Origin of the sequence: Brachybacterium halotolerans subsp. kimchii, assembly GCF_020792675.1 — a bacterium.
Classification (GTDB): domain Bacteria; phylum Actinomycetota; class Actinomycetes; order Actinomycetales; family Dermabacteraceae; genus Brachybacterium; species Brachybacterium halotolerans.
Window position 1 is genome coordinate 1,081,721 of the sequence record NZ_CP086254.1, and the last position, 24,429, is coordinate 1,106,149.

Sequence of the window (24,429 nt, forward strand, 5' to 3'; positions counted from 1 at the left end):
GCTCCGGCGGAGTCGGTGCTCACAGGCGCCCTGACTGCGGACGCGACGCGCATCGACGACACTCGCGAGAGGCTCAGGCGCTCTCGCGCAGAACGTCCAGCGCGTGCTGGAGATCGGCGGGATAGCGCGAGGTGAAGGTGACCTGCTCCCGGGTCACGGGGTGCACGAAGGAGAGCTCCATGGCGTGCAGCCATTGCCGCTCGAGGCCGATGCGCGCCGCGAGCGTCGGGTCCGAGCCGTACAGGGGGTCCCCGACCAGTGGGTGGCGCATGGCGGAGAAGTGCACGCGGATCTGGTGGGTGCGCCCGGTCTCGAGGCGCACCTCGCACAGCGCCGCGCCGGGCAGCTCCTCCATCACGTCGTAGTGCGTGACCGAGGGCTTCCCGTCGCGCAGCACGGCGAACTTGTAGTGATGGTTCGGCGAGCGTCCGATGGGCGAGTCGATCGTGCCCTGCGGCGGCATGGGCCGCCCCTGGCACAGCGCGTGGTAGGTCTTGGAGACCTCGCGGGCGCGGAAGGCATCCTTGAGCACGGTGTAGGCGCGCTCGGTGCGGGCGACGACCATGAGGCCGCTCGTGCCCACGTCCAGGCGGGAGACGATCCCGCGCCGCTCGGGGTCGCCCGAGGTCACGATGCTGACGCCCGCGCCGGCGAGGTGCCCGAGGACCGTCGGCCCGCTCCAGCCCGCGCTGGGGTGGGCGGCCACGCCCACGGGCTTGTCGATCACCACGATGTCGTCGTCCTGGTGCACCAGCCCCATGCCCTCGACGATGCTCGGACGCACCTCGAGAGGCGGCGCCTCCTGCGGGATGCGCACGGTGAGCATCGCGCCGGGCTCCAGGCGGGTCGAGCGCGCGGGCATCGCGCCGTCCACCTCGACCTCGCCGGCCATCACGAGGTCCGCGGCGCGTGTGCGCGAGAGTCCGAACAGACGGGCGATGCCGACGTCCACGCGCTCGCCCGCGAGACCGTCGGGGACGGGGACGGTGCGCTCCTCGCTCATCGCGGCGGCTCCTGGGAGGTCGGGTCGGCGGGGGCGGTCGGATCGGCGGTCGCGTCCGGGCCGGCGGGGGTGGCCGGGCCGGCGGGGGTGGCCGGGCCGGCGGGTGCGGCCGGGCCGTCGGACCCGGTCGCGTTCTCGGCGGCCGACGGGTTCGCGGGGCGGCCGATCAGTCCCAGCAGCACGACGAGCAGGGCGCCGCCGGTCACGCCCATGTCGGCGACGTTGAAGATCGGCCAGTGCGGCAGCTGCAGGAAGTCGACGACCCAGCCGGTGAAGGGGCCGGGGGCCCGCAGCAGCCGATCGTGGATGTTCCCGAGCGCTCCGCCGAGCACGAGGCCGAGGGCGATCGCGTAGGGGCGCGAGCGCACCGAGCGCAGGGCGAACACCACCACGGCGACGGCGATCACGATCTGGACGATCGTCACCACGGGAGTGATGCCCGAGCCCATCCCCCAGGCCGCGCCCGAGTTGTACAGCAGGTTCAGCTGCAGGATCTCGCCGAGCAGCGGCTGCGGGGTGAGCGGTGCGAGGTGCGCCTCCGCCCAGTGCTTGGTGACCTGGTCGAGGATCAGGATGACCGCGGCGACCACCACGACGACGATCAGGGTCGTCGTGCGGGTGATGCCCCGCAGCCCGCTGCCCCCGACCTCGCCGGAGACCGTCGAACGGCGGCGGCCGCCGGACCCGTCAGGTCCGGCGGCCGCCGACTCGGTGGATCTGCGGCTCACAGGCCGAAGTTCGCGTGCTTGTCCTGGGTCTCGCTCGTCTCGAGCTCGCTGAGCTGGTTCTCCAGGTAGTTGCGCAGACGGTTGCGGTAGTCGCGCTCGAAGGTGCGCAGCTTCTCGATCTTCTTCTCGAGATCGGCCTTCTTGGTCTCGAGGTCGTCGAGCGTGGTGCGCGACTTCTCCTCGGCCTCGCCGACGATCCGCTGGTGCTCGTCGTTCGCCTCGGAGATGAGGCGGTCGCGCTCGGCCTCGCCGTTGCGCACGTGCTCGTCGTGCAGGCGGTTGGCGAGGGCGATGATGCCGGCGGCCGACTGGTCGGGCGTCTCGGCGACGGCGGCCGCGGCGTCCTGCGTGGACTGCGCATCGGCGAGGGCGGCGGTGTCCGCCTCCGTGGCGCCGGTCTCGGCGGTCGCGGCCTCGGGGGCCGCGGTGCTCTCGCTGACCGCTGCGGTCTCGGAGGTCGCGTCCTCGGCCGGCTCGGCCGGAGCGGCGGCCGAGGCGGCGGAGCCGTCCTGCGCGGAGCTCTCGAGCTCGGCGACGCGGTTGTGCGCCTCCTCGAGCTCCTTGGTCAGCCGGGCGTTCTCGTCGATGAGCTCCTGCAGGCGCGGAAGCACCTCGAGGTCGAGGTAATTGTCGACCTCGTCCATGTCGTAGCCTTCGGAGAACCGAACCGGGGTGAACCGCTTGTTCTCCAGGTCCTCGGGCATCAGAGCCATGGGTCACCTTCTCGTACGTCGTGTGGTCAACGCGCCGCTCAGCGTCGCACTGCACAGCGTAGCGGATCGCGCGCGGTGCCACGGCCAGGTCGTGAACCCCGCCGCCGTGGCAGGCGCCACGTCCTCGGGTCGAGCCTCTCGGCCCGTCGGTGCGCGGGCGTCGGCGCGGGCCTCAGATCGCGATGCCCCAGAGCACGCGCATCAGCAGGGAGCACACCAGCAGCAGGATGAGCAGGCTGAGGTCGAGGGAGAAGCTTCCCAGCCGCAGGGGCGGGATCACCCGGCGCAGAGCGCGCACAGGAGGATCCGTGAGCGTGAAGACGATCTCGAACAGCAGCAACACGATGCCGCGGGGCCGGAAGTCGCGCGCGTACGAGCGGATCCAGTCGAGCACGAGACGTGCCAGCAGGACCAGCGTGTACAGCAGCAGCGCGAGGTAGAGGATCGAGGCGATCAGCTGCACTGCGCGCTCAGCTCTGGTTGTAGAAGCTGCCCTCGTCCGTGGTGGACTCGCCGTCCACCTCGACGAACTCCGGGGAGAGCAGGAACACCTTCCCGGTGATGCGCTCGATGCTGCCGCGCAGCCCGAAGACCAGACCGGCGCAGAAATCGACCATGCGCTTGGCGTCGCCGTCCTGCATGTCGCTCAGGTTCACGATCACCGGCACGCCGTCCCGGAAGGACTCGCCGATCGCCTTGGCGTCGTTGTACGAGCGCGGGTGAATGGTGGTGATGCGCTGCATCGTGTCCTCCGACGGGTGGCTGACGGCCACCACGCTGCTCTGGCGCTGACGGATCGGGGTCACCTGCGCCTCCCGCTCGTGGGCCGGCTCCGGCGCGCGCTCGGTGCGGCGCACGGGCGCCACCTCGTCGCGGCGCGGCTGCTCGTCCTCGTAGTAGTCCTCGTCGACCTCGTTGGCGAGGCCGAGAGCGACCATCGCGTTGTGCCAGGCTCCCATGGTGCTCTCCCTGTGCATTCGTTCGTCCGCTGCGGTTGGTGGGACTCCGGGGAAGCACGGGGAGTGCGCGGGAGTCCCGGTCAAGAACCTACCGGAGGGTCGGGACGCTCCGACGGACGTGGACGGCGTGTCGTCGCCCGGCGTGTCGCATCACCTGCGGTCGCGGCGGATCAGTCGCGCCGGATGACTCCGGCGAACCGGCCCGTGCGCTGCGCACGGCGGTAGGAGAACAGGGCGTCGGTCTCGAGGGTGCACGGGTGGTCGTCGTCGACGGCCGACGGCTCCAGCCCCGCTCCCTCGAGGATCGCGCGCGCTCCGGCGCGCAGGTCGAGGGCGGGGGTGCCCTGACGCGTGGTCGCCCGGACGGCGGGAAGATCCGCGGAGGCCCGGGCGCGCATCTCCTCGGGCACCTCGTAGCAGGACCCGCAGATGCCGGGTCCGATGGCCGCCTGCATGTGCTCGGGGCGGGCGCCGAGCGCCCGCATCTCTTCGAGCGTGCGCTCGAGCACTCCGCCGAGAAGACCGGCGCGGCCCGCGTGCGCCGCCGCCACGACGCCCGCCTCGGCGTCGCTGAGCAGCACCGGGAGGCAGTCGGCCACCATGATCGCCAGGGCCACGTCCCCTCGGTCGGTGACCAGCGCGTCCGCGGTCACCACCCGCCGCTCCCCCGCCTCCGACGCATCCGCCGCATCTCCCGCGGCTGCCGCTTCTCCCGCGGCCGCTTCCGAGGCCCGCAGCACGTGCACGCGGTCGGAGTGGACCTGCTCGACGAAGACGAGGGGCGCGCCGATGCGCGCGGCGATCAGCTCGCGGTTCCGCGTCACGGCCTCCGGGGCATCGCCCACGTGGTGGGCGAGGTTCAGACCGTCGAAGGGAGGCTCGGACACCCCGCCGAGACGGGTCGTGAACAGGGCTCGGGCCCCGCGAAGCCGCGGGGCCCGAGCACCGGTGACGGCCGTCGGCCGCTGGTCGTTCACTGCTGCCGATCGCTCACTTGAGGAACGAGGGCAGGTCCAGGTCGTCGTCGTCGGCCGGGGGCTCCTCGACGCGCGGCGGGCGCACCGGGGAGGACTGCGGCTGGACGGGCGCCGGCTGGACGGGCTGCGCCTGCTGGGGCGCCTCCTCCTCGACGTCGGCCGGATCGGCCGCGGCGGGCTCGGCGGCCGGCGCCTGCTGCGACGGCGTGAAGCTCTGCTGGGGAGCGCCCCAGCCGCCGCTGGTCGCGGTCGACGCGGAGTCGGCCGAGCGCACCGGGCGCGGCTCGGGGCGGGCCGGGGCCGACGGCGAGGGACGGCTCGCACCGAAGGCGCGGGCGGCGCCCTCCTGTCGGGAGGCGCGGTCCGATCCGCCCGCGGCCAGGCCGCGATCCCCGCGGTCCGATCCGCCCGAGCGCACGGCGCTCGAGGAGTCGGTGCGCGGGGTGGGCCCGCCGCCCTCGAAGCCGGCGGCGATGACGGTCACGCGGACCTCGTCGCCCAGGGCGTCGTCGATGACGGAGCCGAAGATGATGTTCGCGTCCGGGTGCGCGGCCTCCTGCACCAGGCGGGCGGCCTCCGAGACCTCGTACAGACCCAGGTCGCTTCCGCCCTGGATCGAGAGCAGCACTCCGTAGGCGCCGTCGATCGAGGCCTCCAGCAGGGGGCTGGAGACCGCGAGCTCGGCGGCCTGCAGCGCGCGATCGTCCCCGCGGGAGGAGCCGATGCCCATCAGGGCGCTGCCGGCTCCCTGCATGACGGACTTCACGTCGGCGAAGTCGAGGTTGATCAGGCCCGGGGTGGTGATCAGGTCGGTGATGCCCTGGACGCCGGAGAGCAGGACCTGGTCCGCGCTCTTGAACGCGTCGAGCATCGAGACCTGCTTGTCGGCGATCGAGAGCAGGCGGTCGTTGGGGATGACGATGAGGGTGTCGACCTCGGACTGCAGCGCCTCGATGCCGGACTCGGCCTGGCTCGAGCGGCGACGGCCCTCGAAGGTGAAGGGGCGGGTGACCACGCCGATGGTCAGAGCGCCCAGGCTGCGGGCGATCTTGGCGACGACGGGCGCGCCGCCCGTGCCGGTGCCGCCGCCCTCGCCGGCGGTCACGAAGACCATGTCGGCCCCGCGCAGGACCTCCTCGATCTCCTCGCCGTGGTCCTCGGCGGCCTTGCGGCCCACCTCGGGATCGGCGCCGGCGCCGAGGCCGCGGGTGATCTCCTTGCCCACGTCGAGCTTCACGTCGGCATCCGACATGAGCAGCGCCTGGGCGTCGGTGTTGATCGCGATGAACTCGACGCCCTTGAGGCCGGACTCGATCATGCGGTTGACGGCGTTGACACCGCCGCCGCCGATGCCGACGACCTTGATGACAGCGAGATAGTTCTGGGATCCGGCCACGTTCAGGTCCTTGCTCTTGTCGTACTCGTGCTGATGAGAGAGGGGCGAGATCCACGAACCCTGACCCTCGACCTCGAGTTGAGGTTGGGACTTCTCCGCTCTCATCCCTTGTCTCGACGCTATGGACGAGGTCTGATCGGCGCAACGACCGACCTGCGCGTGTCGCGGCGTGTTGCGTTGATCTGTGTGGGTCCGTCGTCCGACGGTGCGCCGCGGACGGGCTCGCAGGGTCGTCGGCGTGAAGGCCGGGGAGCTCCCGCCTCCGCGGGCGGGCGCTCCCGCCGCCTCAGCGGGTGACGGGGGCGACCGGGCTGGTGACGTCGATCTCGCTGCCCGGCTGCGTGAGCAGGGTCGTGGCGACCTTCGCCTTCAGCTCGCTGTCCTGCGCATTGCCCCACACGATGGTCTTCGTCCCGGAGTCGCTCTTCACCGTGAGCGTCACGTCGTTCGTGGAGGACGCGGTGATGCCGGTGACGGTGCTGCGCATCGAGTCCGGCAGGGCCGCGAGGACGGAGAGCATGGAGCCGGAGATCGCGTCGGTGTCGCCGCCCTTCCCGCCGATCGTCAGCGGGACGAGCTCCTTGTCCTTGCCCGCGGCCTCGGGGAGCTCGACGCCGTCCGCATCGAGGATGTGCGTGGAGCCGTCGGAGTCCTTGAGGGTCGCCAGCGGCGTGCGCTCGGTGACCTCGACGCTGAGCGTGCTCGGCCACTTCTTGGAGACCTGTGCCGTCTTCACCCCGGGCACCTTCTCGACCTCCTTCTCCACGGCGCCCGAACGCACGAGCAGCATGCTGTGGTCCTCCTGCGGAGCCGCGGCGTCGGTGACCGCGGATGCGTCCACGTAGCCGGCGCCGCTCACCGTCACCTCGTGCACGCGCAGCGGGGGGATCGTGATCGCGACGACCAGCAGGACGATCAGGGCGAGGACCGTGCCGGCGGTGCCGAGGATGATCGCGCGGCGGCGGCGCCGCCAGGGGCGCGCCCGCAGCATCCCGCCGAAGCGGTCGGCGGCCTGGACGACGCGACCCCGGCCCGTCGTCTCCTCGTGCGACGCGTCGGCGCCCGTGCGTCCCTGCGCAGCCGGGGTCGACGCGGACCCGGAGGCCGCGGTGCGCTGCGCGGAGCTCTTCTGCTCCGCCGAGCCCGGACGCTGCGCAGGGCGCTTCTGCGCCGCGGTCCCCTGGCGCTGCGCGGCGCTCTTCCGGGACGCGGGCGCCTGCCGCTGCGCGGGCGCCGCGCGCTGCGCCGAGGTCTGGCGCTGCGCAGGGGTCTCGCGCTGCGCGGGTGCCTGACGGCGAGGGGCCGCCGGGCGCTCGTCGGCCGACGGGCGGGCCTCCGGGACTCCGGGGCGAGGCCGCGGAGGGGTGGGACGGCGCGCCATCAGGACAGCTCACCGCCGAGCGCTGCGAGCACCCCCGGGGTCGCCTCGACGATGTCCCCCGCTCCGAGCATGAGGACGATGTCGCCGTCCTCGGCGGCGGCCGCGAGGGAGGGTGCGACCTCGGCGCGATCGGTGAGCGCGTGCAGCACGGCGCCCGGCTCGGCACGATCGGTGATGGTGCGCGCGTCGATGGCCGGGTCGAGATCCTCCCGGGCGCCGTAGACGGGCATCACCCAGCTCTCGTCGGCCCGGCCGAGGGCGCGGGCGAAGTCCTCCGCGAACGCGCGGGTGCGCGAGTAGAGATGGGGCTGGAAGGCGACGAGCACGCGCCCGGTGGAGCCGACGATTCCCCGGGCGGCGGCGATCGTCGCCTCGACCTCGCGCGGGTGGTGGGCGTAGTCGTCGAACACGGGCACTCCCCGGACCACTCCGCGCAGGTCGAAGCGGCGGGAGGCGCCGGCGAACGGGCCGACGCCCGTCGCCAGGGCGCGCGCCATCGCCGCGGGGTCCGGCGTCGAGGCGGAGATGCCCGCGGGATCGGCGACGTCGGCGGTCTCGTGTCCGTCCGCGGCCAGCAGGGCGAGGGACCCGGCCAGCGCGCCCATGGCGTTCAGCACGTTGTGGTGCCCGGTGACGTGCAGGTCCAGCTCGATCTCGCCGACAGGGCCTGCGACCCGGGCGTGGGTGCCGGTGGCCTCGGGCGTCTCATCGAGCAGACGCCAGTCGGCGCCCGAGGCGCGTCCGTAGGTCTGGACGTCGACGCCGCGCCCGGCGGACCGCTCCCCCAGCGCCGCGGCACCCGCGTCGTCGGCGCAGACCACGAGCGTGCCGCCCGGGACGACACGGTCGACGAGGGCGTCGAAGGCGGCCACGAGGGTCGCCTCGTCGCCGTGGAAGTCCAGATGGTCGGCCTCGAGGTTGGTGACCACGAGCGCGGAGGGGGCGAAGGCGAGGAAGGAGCCGTCGGACTCGTCGGCCTCGATCACCGCGAGCGCAGCGTCCGGACCGGCCTCATCGGTCGGCCGCTCGGAGTCCGCGTCCTCGCGCAGCCCGGCATTGCGGCCCAGGTCCGGGACGGCGGCGCCGAGGGCCCAGGCCGGGTCCGCGTCCGTGCCGCGCAGCGCGAGCACGGCCATGGCGGTCGTCGACGTCTTGCCGTGGGTGCCCGCGACCGCGAGCAGTCGGCGATCCTGCAGCAGCCCGGCGAGGGCCGCGGCGCGATGAATGACGGGGATGCCGCGCTCGCGGGCGGCGATCACCTCGACGTTGTCGGCGCGCACGGCGGTGGAGACGACGACGAGATCGACGTCGTCGGCCAGCAGGCCCGCGTCGAAGCCGATCCCGATGCGGGCGCCCGCCGCGCGCAGCGGGCCGATGAACTGTCCGTCCTGCGAGTCCGAGCCGCTCACGGCGAGCCCCGCTTCGAGGGCGAGCCTCGCGACGGCGGACATGCCCGCACCGCCGATGCGCACCACGTGGATCGAGCGCACGGGGCCCTGGGGCCATGCGGAGTCGGTGACCACGTCTCCGGGACGGAGCATCGTGCGCACCCCGTCGGGCAGGGCGGGAAGGTCGTCGGAGGCAGCGCGCGGGGTCATGCGCCCACGGTAACCGGCGCCCCTCGGAGCCTCCCGGAGGCTCTCCGCGCGTCGTCGGTCACGTGCCCGGGGAGAGCCGGACGGGACCCCGCGACGGAACCCCGCGGCCGGCTCGCGGAGCGGCCACCCACAGTGGGGTGAACTGCTCTGGGACCAGCAGCGCCGGGGCCGGCCCCGGTGGGGTAAGCAGCGCTGGGATCAGCCGCGGTGGGCGGCGGCGAGGACGAGACCGGCGAGGCGCTCGGCGGCGTCGGTGATGCCGAAGGCACGGGAGGCCTCGGACATCGCCCGCAGACGCTCGGGGTCGCTCAGCAGCGGCAGGATCGTGCCGGTCATGACCTGCTCGTCGAGGTCGGCGTCGGAGATCATGAGGGCGCCGCCGGCGCTCACGACCTCCTGGCCGTTCAGCGCCTGCTCGCCGTTGCCGACCGGCAGGGGCACGAACACCGCGGGCAGGCCGACGGCCGTGAGCTCGCTGACGGTGCCGGCCCCGGAGCGGGTGACGGCGAGGTCGGCGGCGGCGTAGGCGTCCTCCATGGCGCTCACGTATTCGACCAGCTGGTAGCCGTCGCGGTCCGCGAGGGCGGCTCCGACCTCGGTCTTCCCTCGGCCGGTGACGTGGAGGATCTGGCCGCCGTGCGCGAGCACCGTCTCCGCGCTGTGCACGACAACCTCGTTGAGGTGCTGGGCACCCAGGGACCCTCCGGTGACCAGCAGCACGGGGCGCTCCGGGTCCAGTCCGAAGGAGCGCACGGCGTCGGTGCGGCGGGCGGCGCGGTCGAGGGCCGCGATGCCCTCGCGCATGGGCATCCCGATGCGGCGGGCACCGGGCAGCGGGGTGTGCTCGAAGGCCGTGAGCACGGCCGCGGCCCCGCGGGCACCGAGACGGTTGGCGAGGCCGGGCCGGCGATTCGCCTCATGGATCAGGCGAGGGATGCGCGCGGAGGCGGAGGCGAGATAGGCGGGCGGGCACACGTAGCCGCCGAAGCCGCAGACAGCGCCGACGCCTCGGTCCTTCATGAGTGCGCGCACCTCGCGCAGGCTGCCGCCGAAGCGGGCCGGGAAGCGCAGCGCAGCGCCGTTGGGACGGCGAGGGAAGGGAACCTTCTCGATGGTGGCGAGCTCGAGGCCCGCGGCCGGGACGAGGTGGGCTTCCAGGCCGTCCGCCGTGCCGAGAGCGAGCACCTCGGCCTCGGGGTCCAGCTCGCGGATCTTCGCGGCGGTGGCGAGCAGGGGCGAGACGTGGCCTGCGGTGCCGCCTCCGGCCAGCAGGACGGTCGGTGCGTTCATCAGCGGGCGTATCCCTCGGTGTCGGGGCGGGCAGTGGGCTCGGCCGATCGGGCCGACGGACGAGCAGGGGTGCGGCGCGCGGTGCCGGTCGAGCGGGCTCCAGCGGATCGTCCGCCGGTCGCGCGCGAGCCGCCGGAGCGGGTTCCGGTCCCCCGGGCGCCCGAGCTGCGGGATCCGGCGCCGCGGGACCCTGTGGTGCGGGTCCCGGAGCTGCGGGCCCCGGCACCGCGGGAGCGGGAGGACGGGGCCGCGGTGCGGGCGCGCCCGCCGGAGGCGGCTGCGCGCGTAGTGGTCGCCTTCGCGGTTCCTGCCGTCGCCTTCGTCTTCCGCGACGACGCCCCGCCTGCCGACTTCGCCCCGCGGCGACCGCGGCGACGACGACGCGTCCCCTCTCCCCCGCGGCTCGCGGGGATCACCGCGAGAGCGCTGCGCACGGTGCCCATGCGGGCGGTGAGCGCCTCCTGGGCGCCGGGCTCGTGGCGGGCGAAGGACAGCAGCATGCCCAGGGCCAGCATGGACGCGACCAGGGCGGAGCCGCCGGAGGAGATGAAGGGCAGCGGCACGCCGAGCACGGGGAGCATGCCGGTGACGACCATCATGTTCACGAAGGCCTGGCCGAGCAGCCAGGCGCCCACGCCGCCGATGGTGATCTGGATGAACGGGTCCCGGGCGCGGGTGATCATCCGGAAGAGGATGAGCGCGAGCACGGAGAACAGCAGCAGCACGCCGAGCGTGCCGATCAGCCCGAGCTCCTCGCCGATGATCGCGAAGATGTAGTCGTCCTGGGCGGCGGGCAGGCGCCCCCACTTCTGGCGCGACTGCCCCAGACCGACGCCCCACCATCCGCCCTCGGCGAGGCCCATGAGGCCCTGGTCGGACTGCAGGCAGGAGTCGCCCTCGCAGGTGCCGTGCAGCCAGTTGCCGATGCGGGCCATGCGGTTGGCGTTGGTCAGGGCGAAGAAGAGGATCGCGGCGACGCCCACGCCGCCGCCGAGCACGAACCAGCGCCGCGGCACGCCGCCGATCCAGAGGGAGCCGGCGACCAGCATCGCCATGATCATCATCGTGCCCAGGTCGTGGCCCAGCAGCACGAGGCCCAGGGCGACCACGATGACCGGCACCACGGGGATCACGAGATGCATCGTGCGGTGCAGCAGCGGGCGCTTGCGAGTGAGGATCGCGCCGAGCCAGACGGCGAGCGCGAGCTTGAGGAGCTCGGAAGGCTGCAGGGTCTGGCCGGCGATGCGGATCCAGTTCGTGTTGCCGCCGGCGGCGACCCCGATGCCCGGCACATGCACGAGGCACTGCAGGGCGATGCCGAGACCGAGCAGCACCCAGGCGAACCTCTCGTAGGTGCGCGGGGGCAGGAACGCGGCGACGAGCAGGCCGACGAGCCCGATCAGTGCGAACTTCCCCTGTGCGAGAAGGCCCGCGAACGGGGAGTCGCCCTTGGCGATGCTCACCACGGAGCTGCTGGAGAGGACCATCACCAGGCCCGTGCCGATGAGCAGGGTGCCCACGCAGATCAGGCCGTAGAAGTCCAGGACCGGGGAGCGGCCCCAGTCGCCGAGGCCGTTGCGCACGCGACCGCCGACGTCGCCCAGGGGGCGGTCCTCGTCCGGGCGCACCACAGCAGGGGCCCGACGGGGCGTCTGCTGGGGGCTCATGCGCGTCCTTCCGGTCCGTCCGGCTCCTGCGTGTCCTCGGCGTCCTGCGTCCCGGTGGCCGCGCGGGCGGCGGCGGCGAAGAGGTCGCCGCGCTCGGCATAGTCCGTGAACTGGTCGATCGAGGCCGCGGCGGGTGCGAGGAGCACCGCGTCGCCCTCCCGTGCCAGTCCGGCCGCCGCGTCGACGGCCTCCCGCATCAGTCGGGAACGTCCTTCGGGATCCTCAGTGTCACCCGCGGGCACGCGCACGCGGGGTATTGCGGGGGCGTGTCGCTCGAGCGCCTCGCGGAAGGGCGTGTCGTCGGATCCGATGAGCACGACGCCGCGGAGGCGTCCGGACACCTCGGCGACCAGCGTGTCGACGTCGGCCCCCTTGGTGTCGCCGCCCGCGATCCAGACCACGTGCTCCATGCCGAGCAGGGAGGCGCGGGCCGCGTCGGGATTGGTGGCCTTGGAGTCGTCGACGAAGGCGATGCCGGTGCCGACCGCGACGATCTCGCTGCGATGGCTGCCGGAGCGGAAGGCGCGCAGCCCCTCGCGCACGGCCGCCTGGGAGACGCCGTGGGCGCGGGCGAGGGCCGCGGCGGCGAGCGCGTTGAAGACGACGTGGGGCGGGGCGCCGTGGGGGCCCAGGTGCGCCAGGTCGGCCAGCGAGCCGAGCTCGGCGGCCTGACGGCGGCGGTCCTCGACGAAGGCGCGGTCCACGAGCAGGTCGTCGACGACGCCCAGCTCGGACGGGCCGGGGGCGCCCAGGGTCACGCCCACGGCACGGGCGCCCTCGACGACGTCGGCGTCCTCGACGAGCCTCCGGGTGAGGTCGTCGGCCGTGTTGAAGACGCAGGCCACGCGGACGCCCTCGAAGATCTTTCCCTTGGCGCGGGCGTAGGCCTCGAGGCCGCCGTGCCAGTCGAGGTGGTCCTCGGTGATGTTGAGGACGGCCGCGGCCTCGCAGTCCACGTGCTGGGTCCAGTGCAGCTGGAAGCTCGAGAGCTCGACGGCCAGGACGTCGAACCCCTCGGGGTCGAGGGCCGCCTCGATCACGGGCAGGCCGACGTTCCCGCAGGCGACGGCGCGCAGCCCCTCGGCGCGCAGGATCGTCTCGAGCATCGTCACGACGGTGGTCTTGCCGTTGGTGCCGGTGACGCCCAGCCAGGCGGGGCCGTCCGGCGCCTGCATGCGGCGCGCGAGCTCGACCTCGCTCCACACCGGGATGCCCGCGGCGGCGGCCTGCGCGAGCAGGGGCTGGTCGGGACGCCATCCGGGGGAGGTGACCACGAGGTCGACGTCCGCGTCCTCGGGCAGGGCGAGCGTGTGCTCGGCGCCCAGCCGCACCTCGACGTCGAAGACCTCGAGGATGCGGGCGCGCTCGCGGTTGCGCGGGGTGTCCGCCGCGTCGACGACGATCACGCTCGCACCGCGCTGCATGGTCTGGTCGGCGACCGCGTACCCGGAGACGCCGAAGCCGACGACGAGGATCCTGAGGCCGGCGACGTCCAGGCCCGGCCAGGGGCGCGCGTCGACCGGCGAGCCGTCCGAGCTCACGAGGCGATCCCCGGGAGCGCGTCGAGGTAGAACAGGCCCAGCCCGGCCGCGCCGAGGACGCCCGCGATGATCCAGAAGCGGACCACGATCGTGACCTCGTTCCAGCCCTTGAGCTCGAAGTGGTGCTGGAGCGGCGCCATCCGGAACACGCGCTTGCGGGTGAGCTTGAAGCTCGTGACCTGGATGATGACCGACAGCGAGATGATCACGAAGAGGCCGCCGATGATCGCGCCGAGCAGCTCGGTGCGCGAGACGATCGTGAGGCCTGCGAGAGCGCCGCCCAGGGCGAGGGAGCCGGTGTCGCCCATGAAGATCTTCGCGGGCGAGGTGTTGTACCAGAGGAAGCCGATGCACGCGCCGCCGATCGCGGCCGCGATGATCGCCGTGTCCAGCGGGTCGCGCGCGCTGTAGCAGTGGGCGGAGTCGAGCAGGAGGTGCCCGCTCGTGCAGGTCTGGCGCCACTGCCAGAAGGAGATCACGAGGTAGACGCCCGCGAAGATGATGGTGGCGCCGGTGGCGAGGCCGTCGAGCCCGTCGGTGAGGTTCACGCCGTTGGACCAGGCGGCGACCAGGAAGTTCGCCCAGATCGCGAAGAGCACGAAGCCGATCGTGGTGCCGGCGAAGGCGAGATCGAGCCAGGGCAGGTCGCGCACGAAGGAGAGGCGCGTGGACGCGGGCGCATGGCCCGAGTCGTTGCGGAACAGCAGGGCCATGACGGCGAAGGCCGTCGCGATGGCGAACTGGCCGATGAGCTTCTGGTAGGCCCGGAGGCCCAGGCTGCGCTGGCGGGTGATCTTGATGAAGTCGTCGAGGAAGCCGACGACGCCCAGTCCCGTCATCAGGAACAGCACGAGCAGGCCAGAGGCCGACGGCGGCTGCTGGGTGATGAGGTGGGCGACCGCGTACCCGATCAGCACCGAGAGGATGATCGCGACGCCGCCCATGGTGGGGGTGCCGCGCTTGGTGGAGTGCGAGGTCGGTCCGTCGTCGCGGATGAACTGCCCGTAATGGCGCTTGACGAGCACCCGGATGTACAGCGGGGTGCCGATGAGCGCCAGGACGAGCGCGGCGCCGCCGGCGATGATGATCGCGATCATGCGCGTGCGCCTCCTGCGTCTCCCGGCTCGTGGTCGTCGGTCGTGGGTGCCGGCCCGGTCGTCGCCGGGTCCGTCGCCGTGTCCTGCGAGTCTGCCATGCCGTGGGCCGCCGGGACGTGAGCACCTGCGGATCCGTCGCTCGGCGCGGCGGCCGGATCTCCCCCGCCGCGCTCGCGCGCGTCGAGGGCATCGCGCAGCGGTTCGGCGAGCGTGCGCAGCCCGGCGTCGCGCGAGGACTTCAGCAGGATGACGTCGCCCGGCTCCACGATCTCGACGAGGCGCTCGAGGGCGGCGTCGAGGTCGGGGACCTCCTCGGACTCGTCGCCGAAGCTGCCCTCGAGGCAGGCGCCCCGATGGATCAGCCGGGCCCCGGGGCCGACGGCGATCAGCTGGGAGATGTTGAGGCGCACGGCGAGGCGGCCCACCTCGTCGTGCAGGCGCAGGGAGTCCTCGCCGAGCTCGAGCATCTCGCCCAGCACGGCGATGGTGCGCCGGGTGCGGCCCAGATGCGCGAGGGTCTTCAGGGCCTGGCGCATGGAGTCGGGGTTCGCGTTGTAGGCGTCGTTGAGGATGAGCACGTCCCCGGCGGCGTGCACGGCCTCCATCCTCTGCCCGGAGCTGAGGTGCAGGCGCGGCAGCAGGCGCGCGACGTCCTCGAGGTCCATGCCGAGCACGAGGGCGGCGGTCGCGGCGGCGACGGCGTTCAGCGCCTGGTGCTCGCCGAGCAGGTCGAGGGTGATCTCGCGGGTGTCCGCGGGGATGGCGCTGCCGTCCAGGCGGGTGAGGCCCTCGGGGACGGCGAGGGTGAGGCGGGCGCGGGCCTGCTCGTCGAGGCGGAGGTCCTGGACGCGCACGTCGCCGGAGGCCATGCCCCACGTGGTGACGGGCGCCGAGGTGCGCGAGGCCATGCGCGCGACGCGGGCGTCGTCGGCGTTGAGGATCGCCCGGCCCGCGGGCTGGAGGGCCTCGACGATCTCCCCCTTGGCCTGCGCGATCGCCTCGACCGATCCGAACTCGCCGAGGTGCGCGCTGCCGACGTTCAGCACGAGGGAGACGTCGGGCGGGGCGATCGCGGTGAGATGGGCGATGTGGCCGATGCCGCGGGCGCCCATCTCCAGCACGAGGAAGCGGGTGTCCTCGGTCAGGGACAGCACCGTGAGCGGCAGGCCGAGCTCGTTGTTGGGGCTGCCGGAGGGCGCGACCGTCGGCCCGATCTCCCGCAGCAGCGCACCCAGGAGGTCCTTGGTGCCGGTCTTGCCGGCGCTGCCCGTGAGGGCGACGACGCGCAGGTCCTCGCGGCGCGCGCGGGCGCTCGCGAGCTGGACGCGGGCCAGGTCGGACAGGGCTGTCACGACGTCGGCCACGCGCACGGCGGGGACGTCGACCGCGTCGGTGACCAGGGCGAGAGCCGCGCCGGCGTCGCGGGCGGAGTCGACGAAGCGGTGGCCGTCGACGTTCTCGCCGTGGAAGGCGGCGAACAGGTCGCCCTCGCGCACGGCGCGGGAATCGATGCGCGCCTCGCCGGTGACCTGCTCGGTGCCCGTGGCGCCGCCGATCAGCTCACCGCCGGTGAGGTCGGCGATCTCCTGGGCTGTGATGGCGAGCATTCAGCGTCCTTCTCGGGGTCGGGTCGGGGCGTCGTCCGGATCCACGGGCGCGGCGTCGGACCCGGGGAGTCGTCGCCGCAGCTGCACGCGATCATCGAACGGAAGGACTGTATCGCCGATCGTCTGGCCGGTCTCCGCGCCCTTGCCGGCCAGGAGGATGGTGTCGCCCACGTCGGCCAGCTCGCACGCGAGGTCGATCGCGCGCTCGCGACCGGCGACGACGTGCACCTCGGCGGAGGTGTCCGCGGGGATGCCGGCGCGCACCTGCTCACGGATCGAGGCGGGGTCCTCGCTGCGCGGGTTGTCGTCGGTGATGATCACGACATCGGCGAGGTCGGCGGCGACGGCGCCCATGTGCGGCCGCTTGCCGGCGTCGCGGTCGCCGCCCGCGCCGATCACGGCGAGGAGCCGCCTGGTGCCCGGCACCGCGCGCAGGGTGGCGAGGGTCTTGGCGAGGGCGTCCTCGGTGTGGGAGAAGTCGACGACCCCGCGCACGGGCTCCTCGGCGACCAGCTCCATCCGTCCGGGCACGCGGCCGGAGCGCGAGATCGCCTCGCGCACCTCGGGGCCGCCGCGGCCGACGGCCTCGAGCAGGAGCAGGACGGCGACGGTGTTGGCGACGTACGGCATGCCCGGGATCTGGGAGTTCAGATCGTGGGTAGAGCCGTCGGCCTCGCGCACGCGCAGGGAGCTGCCGAAGGCATGCGGCTCGACCTGCTCGACCACGACGTCCGCGGAGCGGGCCGGGTCCGTGGTGAACGTCGTGACCGGGATGGACGACTCGCGGGCGAGCCGCGTGCCCCAGTCGTCGTCCACGCAGACCACGCCAACGCGCGCGTGCGCGGGCGCGAACAGGGAGGCCTTGGCGCGGAAGTAGTCCTCCATCGTGGGATGGAAGTCCAGGTGGTCCTGGGAGAGGTTGGTGAAGGCGACGGCGTCGAAGGCGATCTCGTCGGCCCGGTGCTGGACCATCGCGTGGCTCGAGACCTCCATGACGCACACCTGCACGCCGCTCTGGAGCATGCGCGCGAGGATCCCCTGCAGGTCAGGCGACTCCGGGGTGGTGCGCACGGTGGTGACCACGGCGTCCTCCCCGTCGCCGTCGCAGTACTCGGTGCCGTTGGTGCCGATGACGCCGGCCGGCACCCCCAGGGAGAGCAGGGTGCGGTGAAGCATCGTGGCGACGGACGTCTTGCCGTTCGTGCCGGTGACGCCGATCATCGTGAGCCGCTGCGAGGGGTCGCCGTAGACGGCGGCCGCGGCGCGCGCGGTCGCCGCACGGGGATCGTCCAGGACCAGGGCGACCAGGCCCGCGCGCACGCACTCCTGGGCGCCGACGGGATCGGTGAGGGCCGCGAGCGCGCCCGAGGCCGCGGCCTGGGAGGCGAAGCGGGCGCCGTGGGTGCGGGCCCCGGGCAGGGCGCAGTAGAGGTCGCCGGGCTCGACGGCGCGGGAGTCCAGGGTCGCGCCGGTCAGCACGATGGCGTCGTCCGCAGGACCGACCACCTCCGCCCCGAGCAGACGGGCGAGCTCCCCCGCCGTGATCCGCGGGGCCGCGGAGACGCCTTCTCCGTCCTCGGCGCGCCGGGGACGGGGCGGGACCGCGCGGGGATGACCGCTCACCACTCGTCCTCCAGGGTCTTGCCCTTCGTGCCGGTGGGCGCGATGCCCTGGGTCTGGAGGGTGTACTGCATGAGCTCGGAGAACGCGGGGGCGGCCGCCGTGTTGCCCGAGATGAAGGTCTTCAGTCCGTACACGAACACGCCGATGGCGATCTCCGGGTCGTCGATGGGTGCCATCCCGATGAAGGACGCGGTGTAGCCGGCCCCGCTCTCCGCCGTGCCGGTCTTGCCGCCGACCGCGTAGTTCGGGACGGCCGCGTTGGACGCGGCGTCGTCGTCGATGTCATTGTCCATGAGGTTGCGGATGGTCCGCGCGGTCTCGCTCGAGCAGGCGCGCACGCCCTTGGCGGTGGTGGCCGCGGTCAGCGTGCCCTTCTCGTCGCGGGTGCCCGCCACGATCGTGGGCTGCATGCGCACGCCGTCGTTCCCGAAGGCGCCGATCGCGGCGGTCATCTGGATGGGGGTCACGGAGTACCCCTGGCCGAAGGCGATCGTGAAGCGCAGGCGACCCGCCCAGTCCGCCACGGGGTGCAGGATGCCCTCGGACTCCCCGGGCAGGCCGATGCCGGTCTTCTCGCCGATCCCGAAGGCCTTGAGCGTCGCATAGCGCTGCTTGTCGGAGACGGTCTTGGAGATCTGCACGGTGCCCACGTTCGAGCTGTTCTTCAGCACGCCCGCGAGGGTGAGGTGCTGGGTCTCGTGCGGGTGGGAGTCCTTGATGCGGTTGCCGTCGAAGTCCATCGTGTAGGGCACGGTGTAGTGGGAGGACGGCGTGACCTTCTTGTGCTCGAGAGCGCACGCCACGGTGAGGAGCTTGCCCGTGGAGCCCGGCTCGAAGACGTTGGACAGCGACTGGTTGCCCAGGTACTCCGGGTCGGTCTTGCCGGGCTTGTTCGGGTCGAACGTCGGGTAGTCGGCGAGGGCGAGCAGCTCGCCGGTGCGCACGTTGTAGATGACGGCGCTGCCGGCGTCGGCACCGAACTTCTTCACGGTCTCGGCGACGACCTGCTGGGACTTCCACTGCAGGTTCTCGTCGATCGTGAGCACGAGGTCGTCGCCGTCGACGGCCTCCACGGTGGTCTGCTTGCCGGTGGGGATGACCTGGCCGCCGGCGCCGCGCTCGTAGCGGACCTTGCCGTTCTTGCCGCGCAGGTTCTTGTCGTACTTGTACTCGGCGCCGGCGAGCGCCGCACCGTCGCCGCCCATGAAGCCGATGACGTTGGCGCCGATCTCCCCGGCCGGATAGATGCGCTCGGAGACGCGGTCCGATCCGATCCCAGGGATCTCCTGCGAGATGACGGCTTCGCGCACGTCGGGCTCGACGTTCTTGCGCAGGTAGAGGAAGCCGCGCTTCCCCGTGAGCGTCTTCTCGAGATCGTCGACGTCCTCGTCCAGCAGCGGGGAGAGCACCTTGGCGGCGGCCTTCACGCCGGTGCCCAGATCCTTGTCCTTGGGCTTGAAGTCGCCGACCTGCAGCTGGTTCACCCAGAGGTCGTAGCGCTCGACGCTGCGTGCGAGCACGGCGCCGTTGCGATCGACGATCTCTCCGCGCAGGGCGGTGATGGTGCGATCGGTGGTGCGCTGGTCGACCGCCTCGGCGGCGCGCGCGCTCGCGTCCAGCCCCTGCACCCAGACCAGGCGGCCTCCGAGCGTGACGGCACCGGCCCCCATGAGCGTGAGCATGAGGCGGCGGCGCATCAGCGGCTCGCCCACGCGCGGGGCCGGGATCACCGGATGCGCGGGTCGGGTCTGACGGCGTCGGGACGACGACGCGCCGCGCGCCGATCCGGACGACGCGCGCGAGGACGAGGAGCCCGAACGTCCTCGGTCACGGGAGTTCGAGGCCATCGATCAGTCCCCCTCGTTGCCCATTCCGTGGTACGTCTCCGCGTCCTCGTAGATCGAGGCCGCGGGGATCGAGGACGATTCTGCCCCTGAGGCGCCCTGGACCGTCTGCGCCTCGCCGACGACCTTGCCATTTCCCAGATCGATGTAGCCCGGGTCCCCGGCCTGGACCATGCCCAGATCCTTCGCGCGCTTGCCGAGCTCCTGGGGAGTGCTCAGTTCGTCCTCCTGCTCCTGCAGCCCCTGGGACTGCTCGGTGAGCTTCTGCGAGGTGGACTGAAGGCGGGTGATCTCGTAGCTGGTGTCGGACATCTGGATGTTCAGGAACAGCACCGCGGCGAGGGTGACCACGGCGATCAGGGTGCACAGGATCGCGAACGGGAGCGGGCTGCGGCGCGTCGACGGCGCGGCGACCACCGCGAGGCGGGGCCTGGCGGAGGTGCGGGCGACGGGTCGCGCGGCGCGGCGGGGTGCGACGCGGGGTGCGGTGCTGATGGCCATGATGCGTTCCGATTCGTCGGTCGTTCGTCAGTGTGCGGGTCGGAGGCGCTCGGCGGCGCGCAGGCGCACCGAGGCGGAGCGGGCATTGGACCCGCGCTCGGCCTCGTCGGCCTGGAGCGCGCCGCGCGTGAGAGCGGCGAAGGTGGGCTTGTGCTCCTCGAGCTCGAAGGGCAGGTCCGGAGGCGCCGAGGAGCGGGTGCGACGGGCCAGGGCCGACTTCACGAGCCGGTCCTCGCCCGAGTGGTAGGACTCGACGACCACGCGGCCGCCGACGCCGACGGAGTCGAGGGCCCCGTCGATCGCGCGGGCGAGGATCGCGAGCTCGTCGTTCACGGCGATCCGCAGGGCCTGGAAGGAGCGCTTGGCGGGGTGTCCGCCGTGCGCGCGGGAGGCCGCGGGGATCGCACGGTCCAGGAGGTCGACGAGCTCTCCGCTGCGCTCGAGGGGGTGCTCGGCGCGCTCGGAGACGATGCGGCGGGCGATGCGCGGGGCGAAGCGCTCGTCGCCGTACTCCCGCAGGATGCGGGCGAGCTCCTTCTCGTCGAGGTCGCGCAGCAGGTCGGCCGCGGTGGGGCCTCCTGAAGCGGGATCCATGCGCATGTCCAGGGGTGCGTCGGCCGCATAGGAGAAGCCGCGCTCGGACGTGTCGATCTGGAAGCTGGAGAGCCCCAGGTCCATCATCACGGCCGACGCGGTCAGCCCGCGCTCGGCGAGGACCTCGGGGATCGCGTCGTAGGTGGCGTGCACGAGGTCGATGCGGTCGGCGAAGCCGTCCTGCGCGAGGCGCTCGCGGGCGAGCTCGAGGGCTGCGGTGTCACGGTCGATGCCGATGAGGCGGGAGTGCGGGCAGGCGGCGAGCACGGCGCTGGCGTGGCCGCCCATGCCGAGCGTCGCGTCCACGTAGACGGAGCCCGGCTCGACCAGAGCCGGAGAGAGGAGATCGACGCACGCCTGGAGCATGACGGGAGCGTGGCGGTCCTGGGCTCGGACCGGATGCTGGTTCTCGTCCATGCCACCGCCTCTCCTGCGTGATGCGTGCTTCTCGATCGTCGTGGTGCGGCATCGCGTGCTGCTCGTGGTGCCGTCCGGCGGGATTCCTCGTCGCTCCCGACCCGCCACCGGGGAAGTTGCGTCGGGGCGGGAGCGACGAGAGGTCTCGCGGGACGGAGTCCCTCAGAACAGGCCCGGGACCACCGACTCGGCGGTCTGGGCGAAGCCCTCCTCCTTCTGCTCGAGGTAGGTCTCCCACGCGGGGAGCGACCAGACCTCGAGGCGGTCCAGAGCGCCGATCACGGCGCATTCCCGGTCCAGGCCCGCGTAGGTGCGCAGCTGGCCGGGGATCGTGATGCGGCCCTGCTTGTCCGGGATGACGTCCTCCGCCCCCGAGAGCAGCACACGCAGGTAGTCGCGCGTGCGCTGATCCGTGGTCGGAGCCCGCCTGGCCTCCTCGAGCTTCTGGCGGAACTCGGCCAGGGGGTACACCGCGATGCAGTGCTCCTGTCCCCGAGTCATCACCAGGCCCGAGGCGAGCTCGTCCCGGAACTTCGCGGGAAAGATCAGGCGGCCCTTGTCGTCGAGCTTGGGCGTGAAGGTTCCGAGGAACATCCGCGCCCCCTTTCTCGACGAGGGATCACCATCTCCCTCCTGCACGCCCCACTTTACCCCACAACTCACCACTTCCCGCTACCCATTCGTCGAACCGACCTCAGATTCGCGGCATCAGGGCAGGTCAAGAGTGTGGAGCGGGGTGGAGGGAAATCCTGCGGCACAGCCGTTCCAGGGCGTGTCCGTGCCTGGCGGGGCCGTCGAACCCTGGGAACGCGTTCAGCAAGAGCGCAGGTCACTGCCCCTCGGAGGCCTTCGGCGGGGGAACCGGGCATGCGCGGGACGGAAGGTGGGGCGAAGTGGGGGGACTCCGGGGAGCGGAGTGGAGGGGTCCCGGGGAGCGGAGTGGGGAGACCCCGGGGAGCGCAGTGGAGGCGCGCGGCGACGAGGCGCGGTCACACGCAGCGCGGGGGCGCGGTGGAGCGCCGAGGGGAGCGCCGAGGGGAGCTCCGCACAGGGCCCGGACAGACGACGACCCCGGGCCGAGGGCTCGGGGTCGCGGGTGGTGACGCGGTGGTGGGGCGCGGTGGAGAGGGCGGGCGTTCAGCCCCGGGGATCATCCCCCGAGCGCTTCTCCCAGCGCTCCTCCATGCGGCGCATGAAATCGCTGCCGCCGTTCTCGGGCTGCCGGGGCTGCTCGCCCCCATCGCCCTGATCGGCGGCCGGACCGCCAGGGCGGCTGCGCGGCGAGGTCACGGCGTAGACCGCTCCGGCGAGCATCAGCAGGAATGCCAGCACGCCCAGCCAGATGTAGTTCAGGGAGACCCCGAGGACGAGGACGCCGAGCCCGACGACGACTCCGGCGAGGCCGAGGACGATGCGGCGGCGGTCGCGCCGGTCCTGGGCGCCGGAGCGGAAGGCGCGGGCGAGCCGGGGATCGTCGGCGAAGAGCTGACGCTCCATCTCATCGAGCATCTTCTGCTCGTGCTCCGAAAGCGGCATCGTTCCGGCTCCTTGTCCCGTGCCGTGTTCCCTGCGGCTGAACGCGATCGACGTGGGCGGCTCGAGCCCCATCGTCGATCCCCTAAGGATACTGCCGCCCGCCGGGGAATGGGAACTCGTCGGCCCACCGCATGACACTCTCCCTCTCACGTCCCGGACGCGTCTCCCCGGGCACCTTCCTGCTGGGCTCCGTCCTCTCCCGCTGCGTCCGGCGCGCGGAGGGTCGATCCGCGGGAGAGGCTTCCCGAGCCGAAGCGGTCGCGCGCGCGGTCCATCGCGCTCTCCAGTCCCTGCCAGCCGGTTCCGCGGCCGGAGAGCTCGGCCGCGGCGGGCTGCGCGCTGGTCTCCTGCAGGCGCTCGGCCCGCACCCCGGCCAGGCGCACCGCCGGCATGCGCGGCACCTCCCTCTCCCAGAGGGCGACCACGTGCTCGCGAAGACGCTCGCCGCTCGCCGTCGGCTGATCCATGGTGGCCGATCGGGTGATGGTGGTGCCGTCCGGCGAACGGAGCTTGACGGAGACGGCGCGCGCGGCGAGGTGACTGCGGCGCAGGCTGCGGGACACCTCGTCGGCCATGAGGGTGAGGCGGCGACGCACCTCGGCGGGGTCCACGAGGTCCTCCTCGTAGGTGCGTTCGGTGCCGACGCTGCGATCGCGCACCCGCGTGCCCAAACCGGTGCGGTCCTCCCCCGCCGCGAGCCGCGCGATCATGGGGGCCTGGGGGCCGACGGCGCGACGCAGGGTCCCCGCGGGGATGTCGCGCAGCTGACCGACGGTGCGCACCCCGAGCCGTTCGAGCGCCTGCTGCGCCTTGGGGCCGACGCCCGAGATGACGCCCACGGGCAGCGGCGCGAGGAAGGCGGCGGTCTGCTCGGACGGGACGATCAGCATGCCGTCGGGCTTGGCACGGGCGGACGCGATCTTCGCGACCGCCCGGGACACGGACCCTCCGACGCTGCTGGGCAGGTCCAGCTCCTCGCGGATGCGGGTGCGCAGGCGGTGGGCGATCTGCTCGGGCGATCCGAACAGGCGGCGGGCACCGGAGATGTCGAGGAAGGCCTCGTCGACGCTGATCTGCTCGATCGCGGGCGTCACCTCCCGGAGCAGATCCATGACCTGCGCGGAGACCTCGCGGTAGCGGTCGATCCGCGGCGGGACGATGACCAGGTCGCGCGCGAGGCGGCGGGCGGTGACCATCGGCATGGCGGAGCGGATGCCGCGCTCGCGCGCCGGATAGCTCGCCGCGGCGACGACGCCGCGCGAGCCCGCACCCCCGACGACGACCGGCAGACCCTGCAGGGCGGGATCGTCGCGGATCTCGATGGAGGCGAAGAAGGCGTCCATGTCCAGGTGCAGGATCGTGCAGTCCTCCGTGCCCGACATCCGTGCTCCCTCCGATGCTCCTCCCCCGCGCCCGCGCGTGCGGGCCGGAGCGCACCATGGTAATCGGCGCGGGGCAGGCCCCGGAGGTCCCGGAGGAGCCCTCGTGCCGGGGGCCTCACCCGGCGAGCGCGACTGCCTCCGAGGGGGCGAGGGAGGCCAGCAGCTCCTCGCGGACCTGGGCGATGCGTGCGCGGGTCCCCTCGCGGTGCAGTGCCAGCAGGACGGGATCCGGGGTCGCGCGCTGGTCGCGGTCCAGGCGGTCGCGCTCGACCACGAAGCGCGAGGCGTCCTCCGCCCAGCGCCGGCGATCCCCGCCCATGCGGTCCAGCGCCGTCCACACGTTCAGCGGCAGCTTGCGCCGACGGGTCCGGTTCGCCCGCGTGACGAGGACGCCCGCGATGCGCAGCGCCGCACGGTGCACGAGCTCGTAGGAGGCGCGCGGGTCGGTCCCGGCGAGCTCCTGGGCGCGTGCGAGCATCGCCTCGGCCCTCTCGAGGGCGGCGAGATCCTGATCCAGGTGGACGAGCTCCGCTGTGTGCGTGGTCATGGTGGGAACGCTAGGCGGAGGCACCGAC

The 24,429-nt window shown here is 73.0% G+C and carries 22 protein-coding genes; all 22 read right to left on the reverse strand.

The annotated features are described in order from the left end of the window. Positions 1-73: 73 nt before the first annotated feature. Positions 74-1,003, reverse strand: coding sequence for an RluA family pseudouridine synthase (locus Bra3105_RS04840; RefSeq protein ID WP_228358828.1), 930 nt, complete (start codon positions 1,001-1,003; stop codon positions 74-76). Next, positions 1,000-1,731, reverse strand: a complete 732-nt coding sequence (lspA, locus tag Bra3105_RS04845) for a signal peptidase II (protein ID WP_228358829.1) — start codon at positions 1,729-1,731, stop codon at positions 1,000-1,002. The genes Bra3105_RS04840 and lspA overlap by 4 nt, the downstream gene beginning before the upstream one ends. Beyond that, the gene (locus Bra3105_RS04850) at positions 1,728-2,444 is read right to left on the reverse strand and encodes a DivIVA domain-containing protein (protein ID WP_228358830.1); all 717 of its coding nucleotides are present in this window, start codon (positions 2,442-2,444) and stop codon (positions 1,728-1,730) included. The genes lspA and Bra3105_RS04850 overlap by 4 nt, the downstream gene beginning before the upstream one ends. A gap of 172 nt (positions 2,445-2,616) precedes the next feature. Next, a complete protein-coding gene (locus Bra3105_RS04855) occupies positions 2,617-2,907 on the reverse strand; it encodes a YggT family protein (protein ID WP_200501114.1) in 291 nt (96 codons plus the stop codon). A 7-nt stretch (positions 2,908-2,914) separates the two neighbouring features. Continuing rightward, complete coding sequence (locus tag Bra3105_RS04860; RefSeq protein WP_200501115.1) at positions 2,915-3,403, reverse strand: cell division protein SepF; 489 nt, start codon at positions 3,401-3,403, stop codon at positions 2,915-2,917. 170 nt (positions 3,404-3,573) lie between these two features. Continuing rightward, on the reverse strand, positions 3,574-4,380 hold the full coding sequence (gene pgeF / locus Bra3105_RS04865; RefSeq protein WP_228358831.1) for a peptidoglycan editing factor PgeF: 807 nt from the start codon (positions 4,378-4,380) through the stop codon (positions 3,574-3,576). Between the two features lie 13 nt (positions 4,381-4,393). Continuing rightward, a complete protein-coding gene (gene ftsZ, locus Bra3105_RS04870; RefSeq protein ID WP_200501274.1) occupies positions 4,394-5,776 on the reverse strand; it encodes a cell division protein FtsZ in 1,383 nt (460 codons plus the stop codon). Between the two features lie 286 nt (positions 5,777-6,062). Further along, on the reverse strand, positions 6,063-7,157 hold the full coding sequence (locus Bra3105_RS04875) for a cell division protein FtsQ/DivIB (RefSeq protein WP_228358832.1): 1,095 nt from the start codon (positions 7,155-7,157) through the stop codon (positions 6,063-6,065). Next, a complete protein-coding gene (gene murC / locus Bra3105_RS04880) occupies positions 7,157-8,755 on the reverse strand; it encodes a UDP-N-acetylmuramate--L-alanine ligase (protein WP_228358833.1) in 1,599 nt (532 codons plus the stop codon). The genes Bra3105_RS04875 and murC overlap by 1 nt, the downstream gene beginning before the upstream one ends. Before the next feature lie 198 nt (positions 8,756-8,953). After that, entirely contained in the window at positions 8,954-10,045 is a 1,092-nt protein-coding gene (gene murG, locus Bra3105_RS04885; protein WP_228358834.1) for an undecaprenyldiphospho-muramoylpentapeptide beta-N-acetylglucosaminyltransferase, read from the reverse strand. After that, complete coding sequence (gene ftsW, locus Bra3105_RS04890) at positions 10,045-11,712, reverse strand: putative lipid II flippase FtsW (RefSeq protein ID WP_228358835.1); 1,668 nt, start codon at positions 11,710-11,712, stop codon at positions 10,045-10,047. Before ftsW ends, murG begins: the two co-directional genes overlap by 1 nt. After that, positions 11,709-13,253, reverse strand: coding sequence for a UDP-N-acetylmuramoyl-L-alanine--D-glutamate ligase (gene murD, locus Bra3105_RS04895; RefSeq protein ID WP_228358836.1), 1,545 nt, complete (start codon positions 13,251-13,253; stop codon positions 11,709-11,711). The genes ftsW and murD overlap by 4 nt, the downstream gene beginning before the upstream one ends. Beyond that, entirely contained in the window at positions 13,250-14,350 is a 1,101-nt protein-coding gene (gene mraY, locus Bra3105_RS04900) for a phospho-N-acetylmuramoyl-pentapeptide-transferase (protein WP_200501122.1), read from the reverse strand. Before mraY ends, murD begins: the two co-directional genes overlap by 4 nt. Then, on the reverse strand, positions 14,347-15,957 hold the full coding sequence (locus Bra3105_RS04905; RefSeq protein ID WP_228358837.1) for a UDP-N-acetylmuramoyl-tripeptide--D-alanyl-D-alanine ligase: 1,611 nt from the start codon (positions 15,955-15,957) through the stop codon (positions 14,347-14,349). Before Bra3105_RS04905 ends, mraY begins: the two co-directional genes overlap by 4 nt. Further along, entirely contained in the window at positions 15,958-17,580 is a 1,623-nt protein-coding gene (locus tag Bra3105_RS04910; protein WP_228358838.1) for a UDP-N-acetylmuramoyl-L-alanyl-D-glutamate--2,6-diaminopimelate ligase, read from the reverse strand. It abuts the gene before it with no gap. Then, the gene (locus Bra3105_RS04915; RefSeq protein ID WP_228358839.1) at positions 17,577-19,427 is read right to left on the reverse strand and encodes a peptidoglycan D,D-transpeptidase FtsI family protein; all 1,851 of its coding nucleotides are present in this window, start codon (positions 19,425-19,427) and stop codon (positions 17,577-17,579) included. The genes Bra3105_RS04910 and Bra3105_RS04915 overlap by 4 nt, the downstream gene beginning before the upstream one ends. A 3-nt stretch (positions 19,428-19,430) precedes the next feature. Beyond that, positions 19,431-19,925 (reverse strand): cell division protein FtsL, encoded by a 495-nt coding sequence (locus Bra3105_RS04920; protein ID WP_228358840.1) that lies wholly within the window; start codon positions 19,923-19,925, stop codon positions 19,431-19,433. Positions 19,926-19,952: 27 nt separating this feature from the next. Next, entirely contained in the window at positions 19,953-20,936 is a 984-nt protein-coding gene (gene rsmH, locus Bra3105_RS04925; RefSeq protein WP_228358841.1) for a 16S rRNA (cytosine(1402)-N(4))-methyltransferase RsmH, read from the reverse strand. 162 nt (positions 20,937-21,098) lie between these two features. Next, entirely contained in the window at positions 21,099-21,530 is a 432-nt protein-coding gene (mraZ, locus tag Bra3105_RS04930; RefSeq protein ID WP_109275379.1) for a division/cell wall cluster transcriptional repressor MraZ, read from the reverse strand. A gap of 543 nt (positions 21,531-22,073) precedes the next feature. Next, the gene (locus Bra3105_RS04935; RefSeq protein WP_200501129.1) at positions 22,074-22,472 is read right to left on the reverse strand and encodes an SCO2097 family morphological protein; all 399 of its coding nucleotides are present in this window, start codon (positions 22,470-22,472) and stop codon (positions 22,074-22,076) included. A gap of 146 nt (positions 22,473-22,618) precedes the next feature. Beyond that, a complete protein-coding gene (dinB, locus tag Bra3105_RS04940) occupies positions 22,619-23,854 on the reverse strand; it encodes a DNA polymerase IV (RefSeq protein ID WP_228358842.1) in 1,236 nt (411 codons plus the stop codon). A gap of 115 nt (positions 23,855-23,969) precedes the next feature. Further along, positions 23,970-24,401: a hypothetical protein gene (locus Bra3105_RS04945; protein ID WP_228358843.1), complete on the reverse strand. Its 432-nt coding sequence runs from the start codon at positions 24,399-24,401 to the stop codon at positions 23,970-23,972. Between the last annotated feature and the right edge of the window lie 28 nt (positions 24,402-24,429).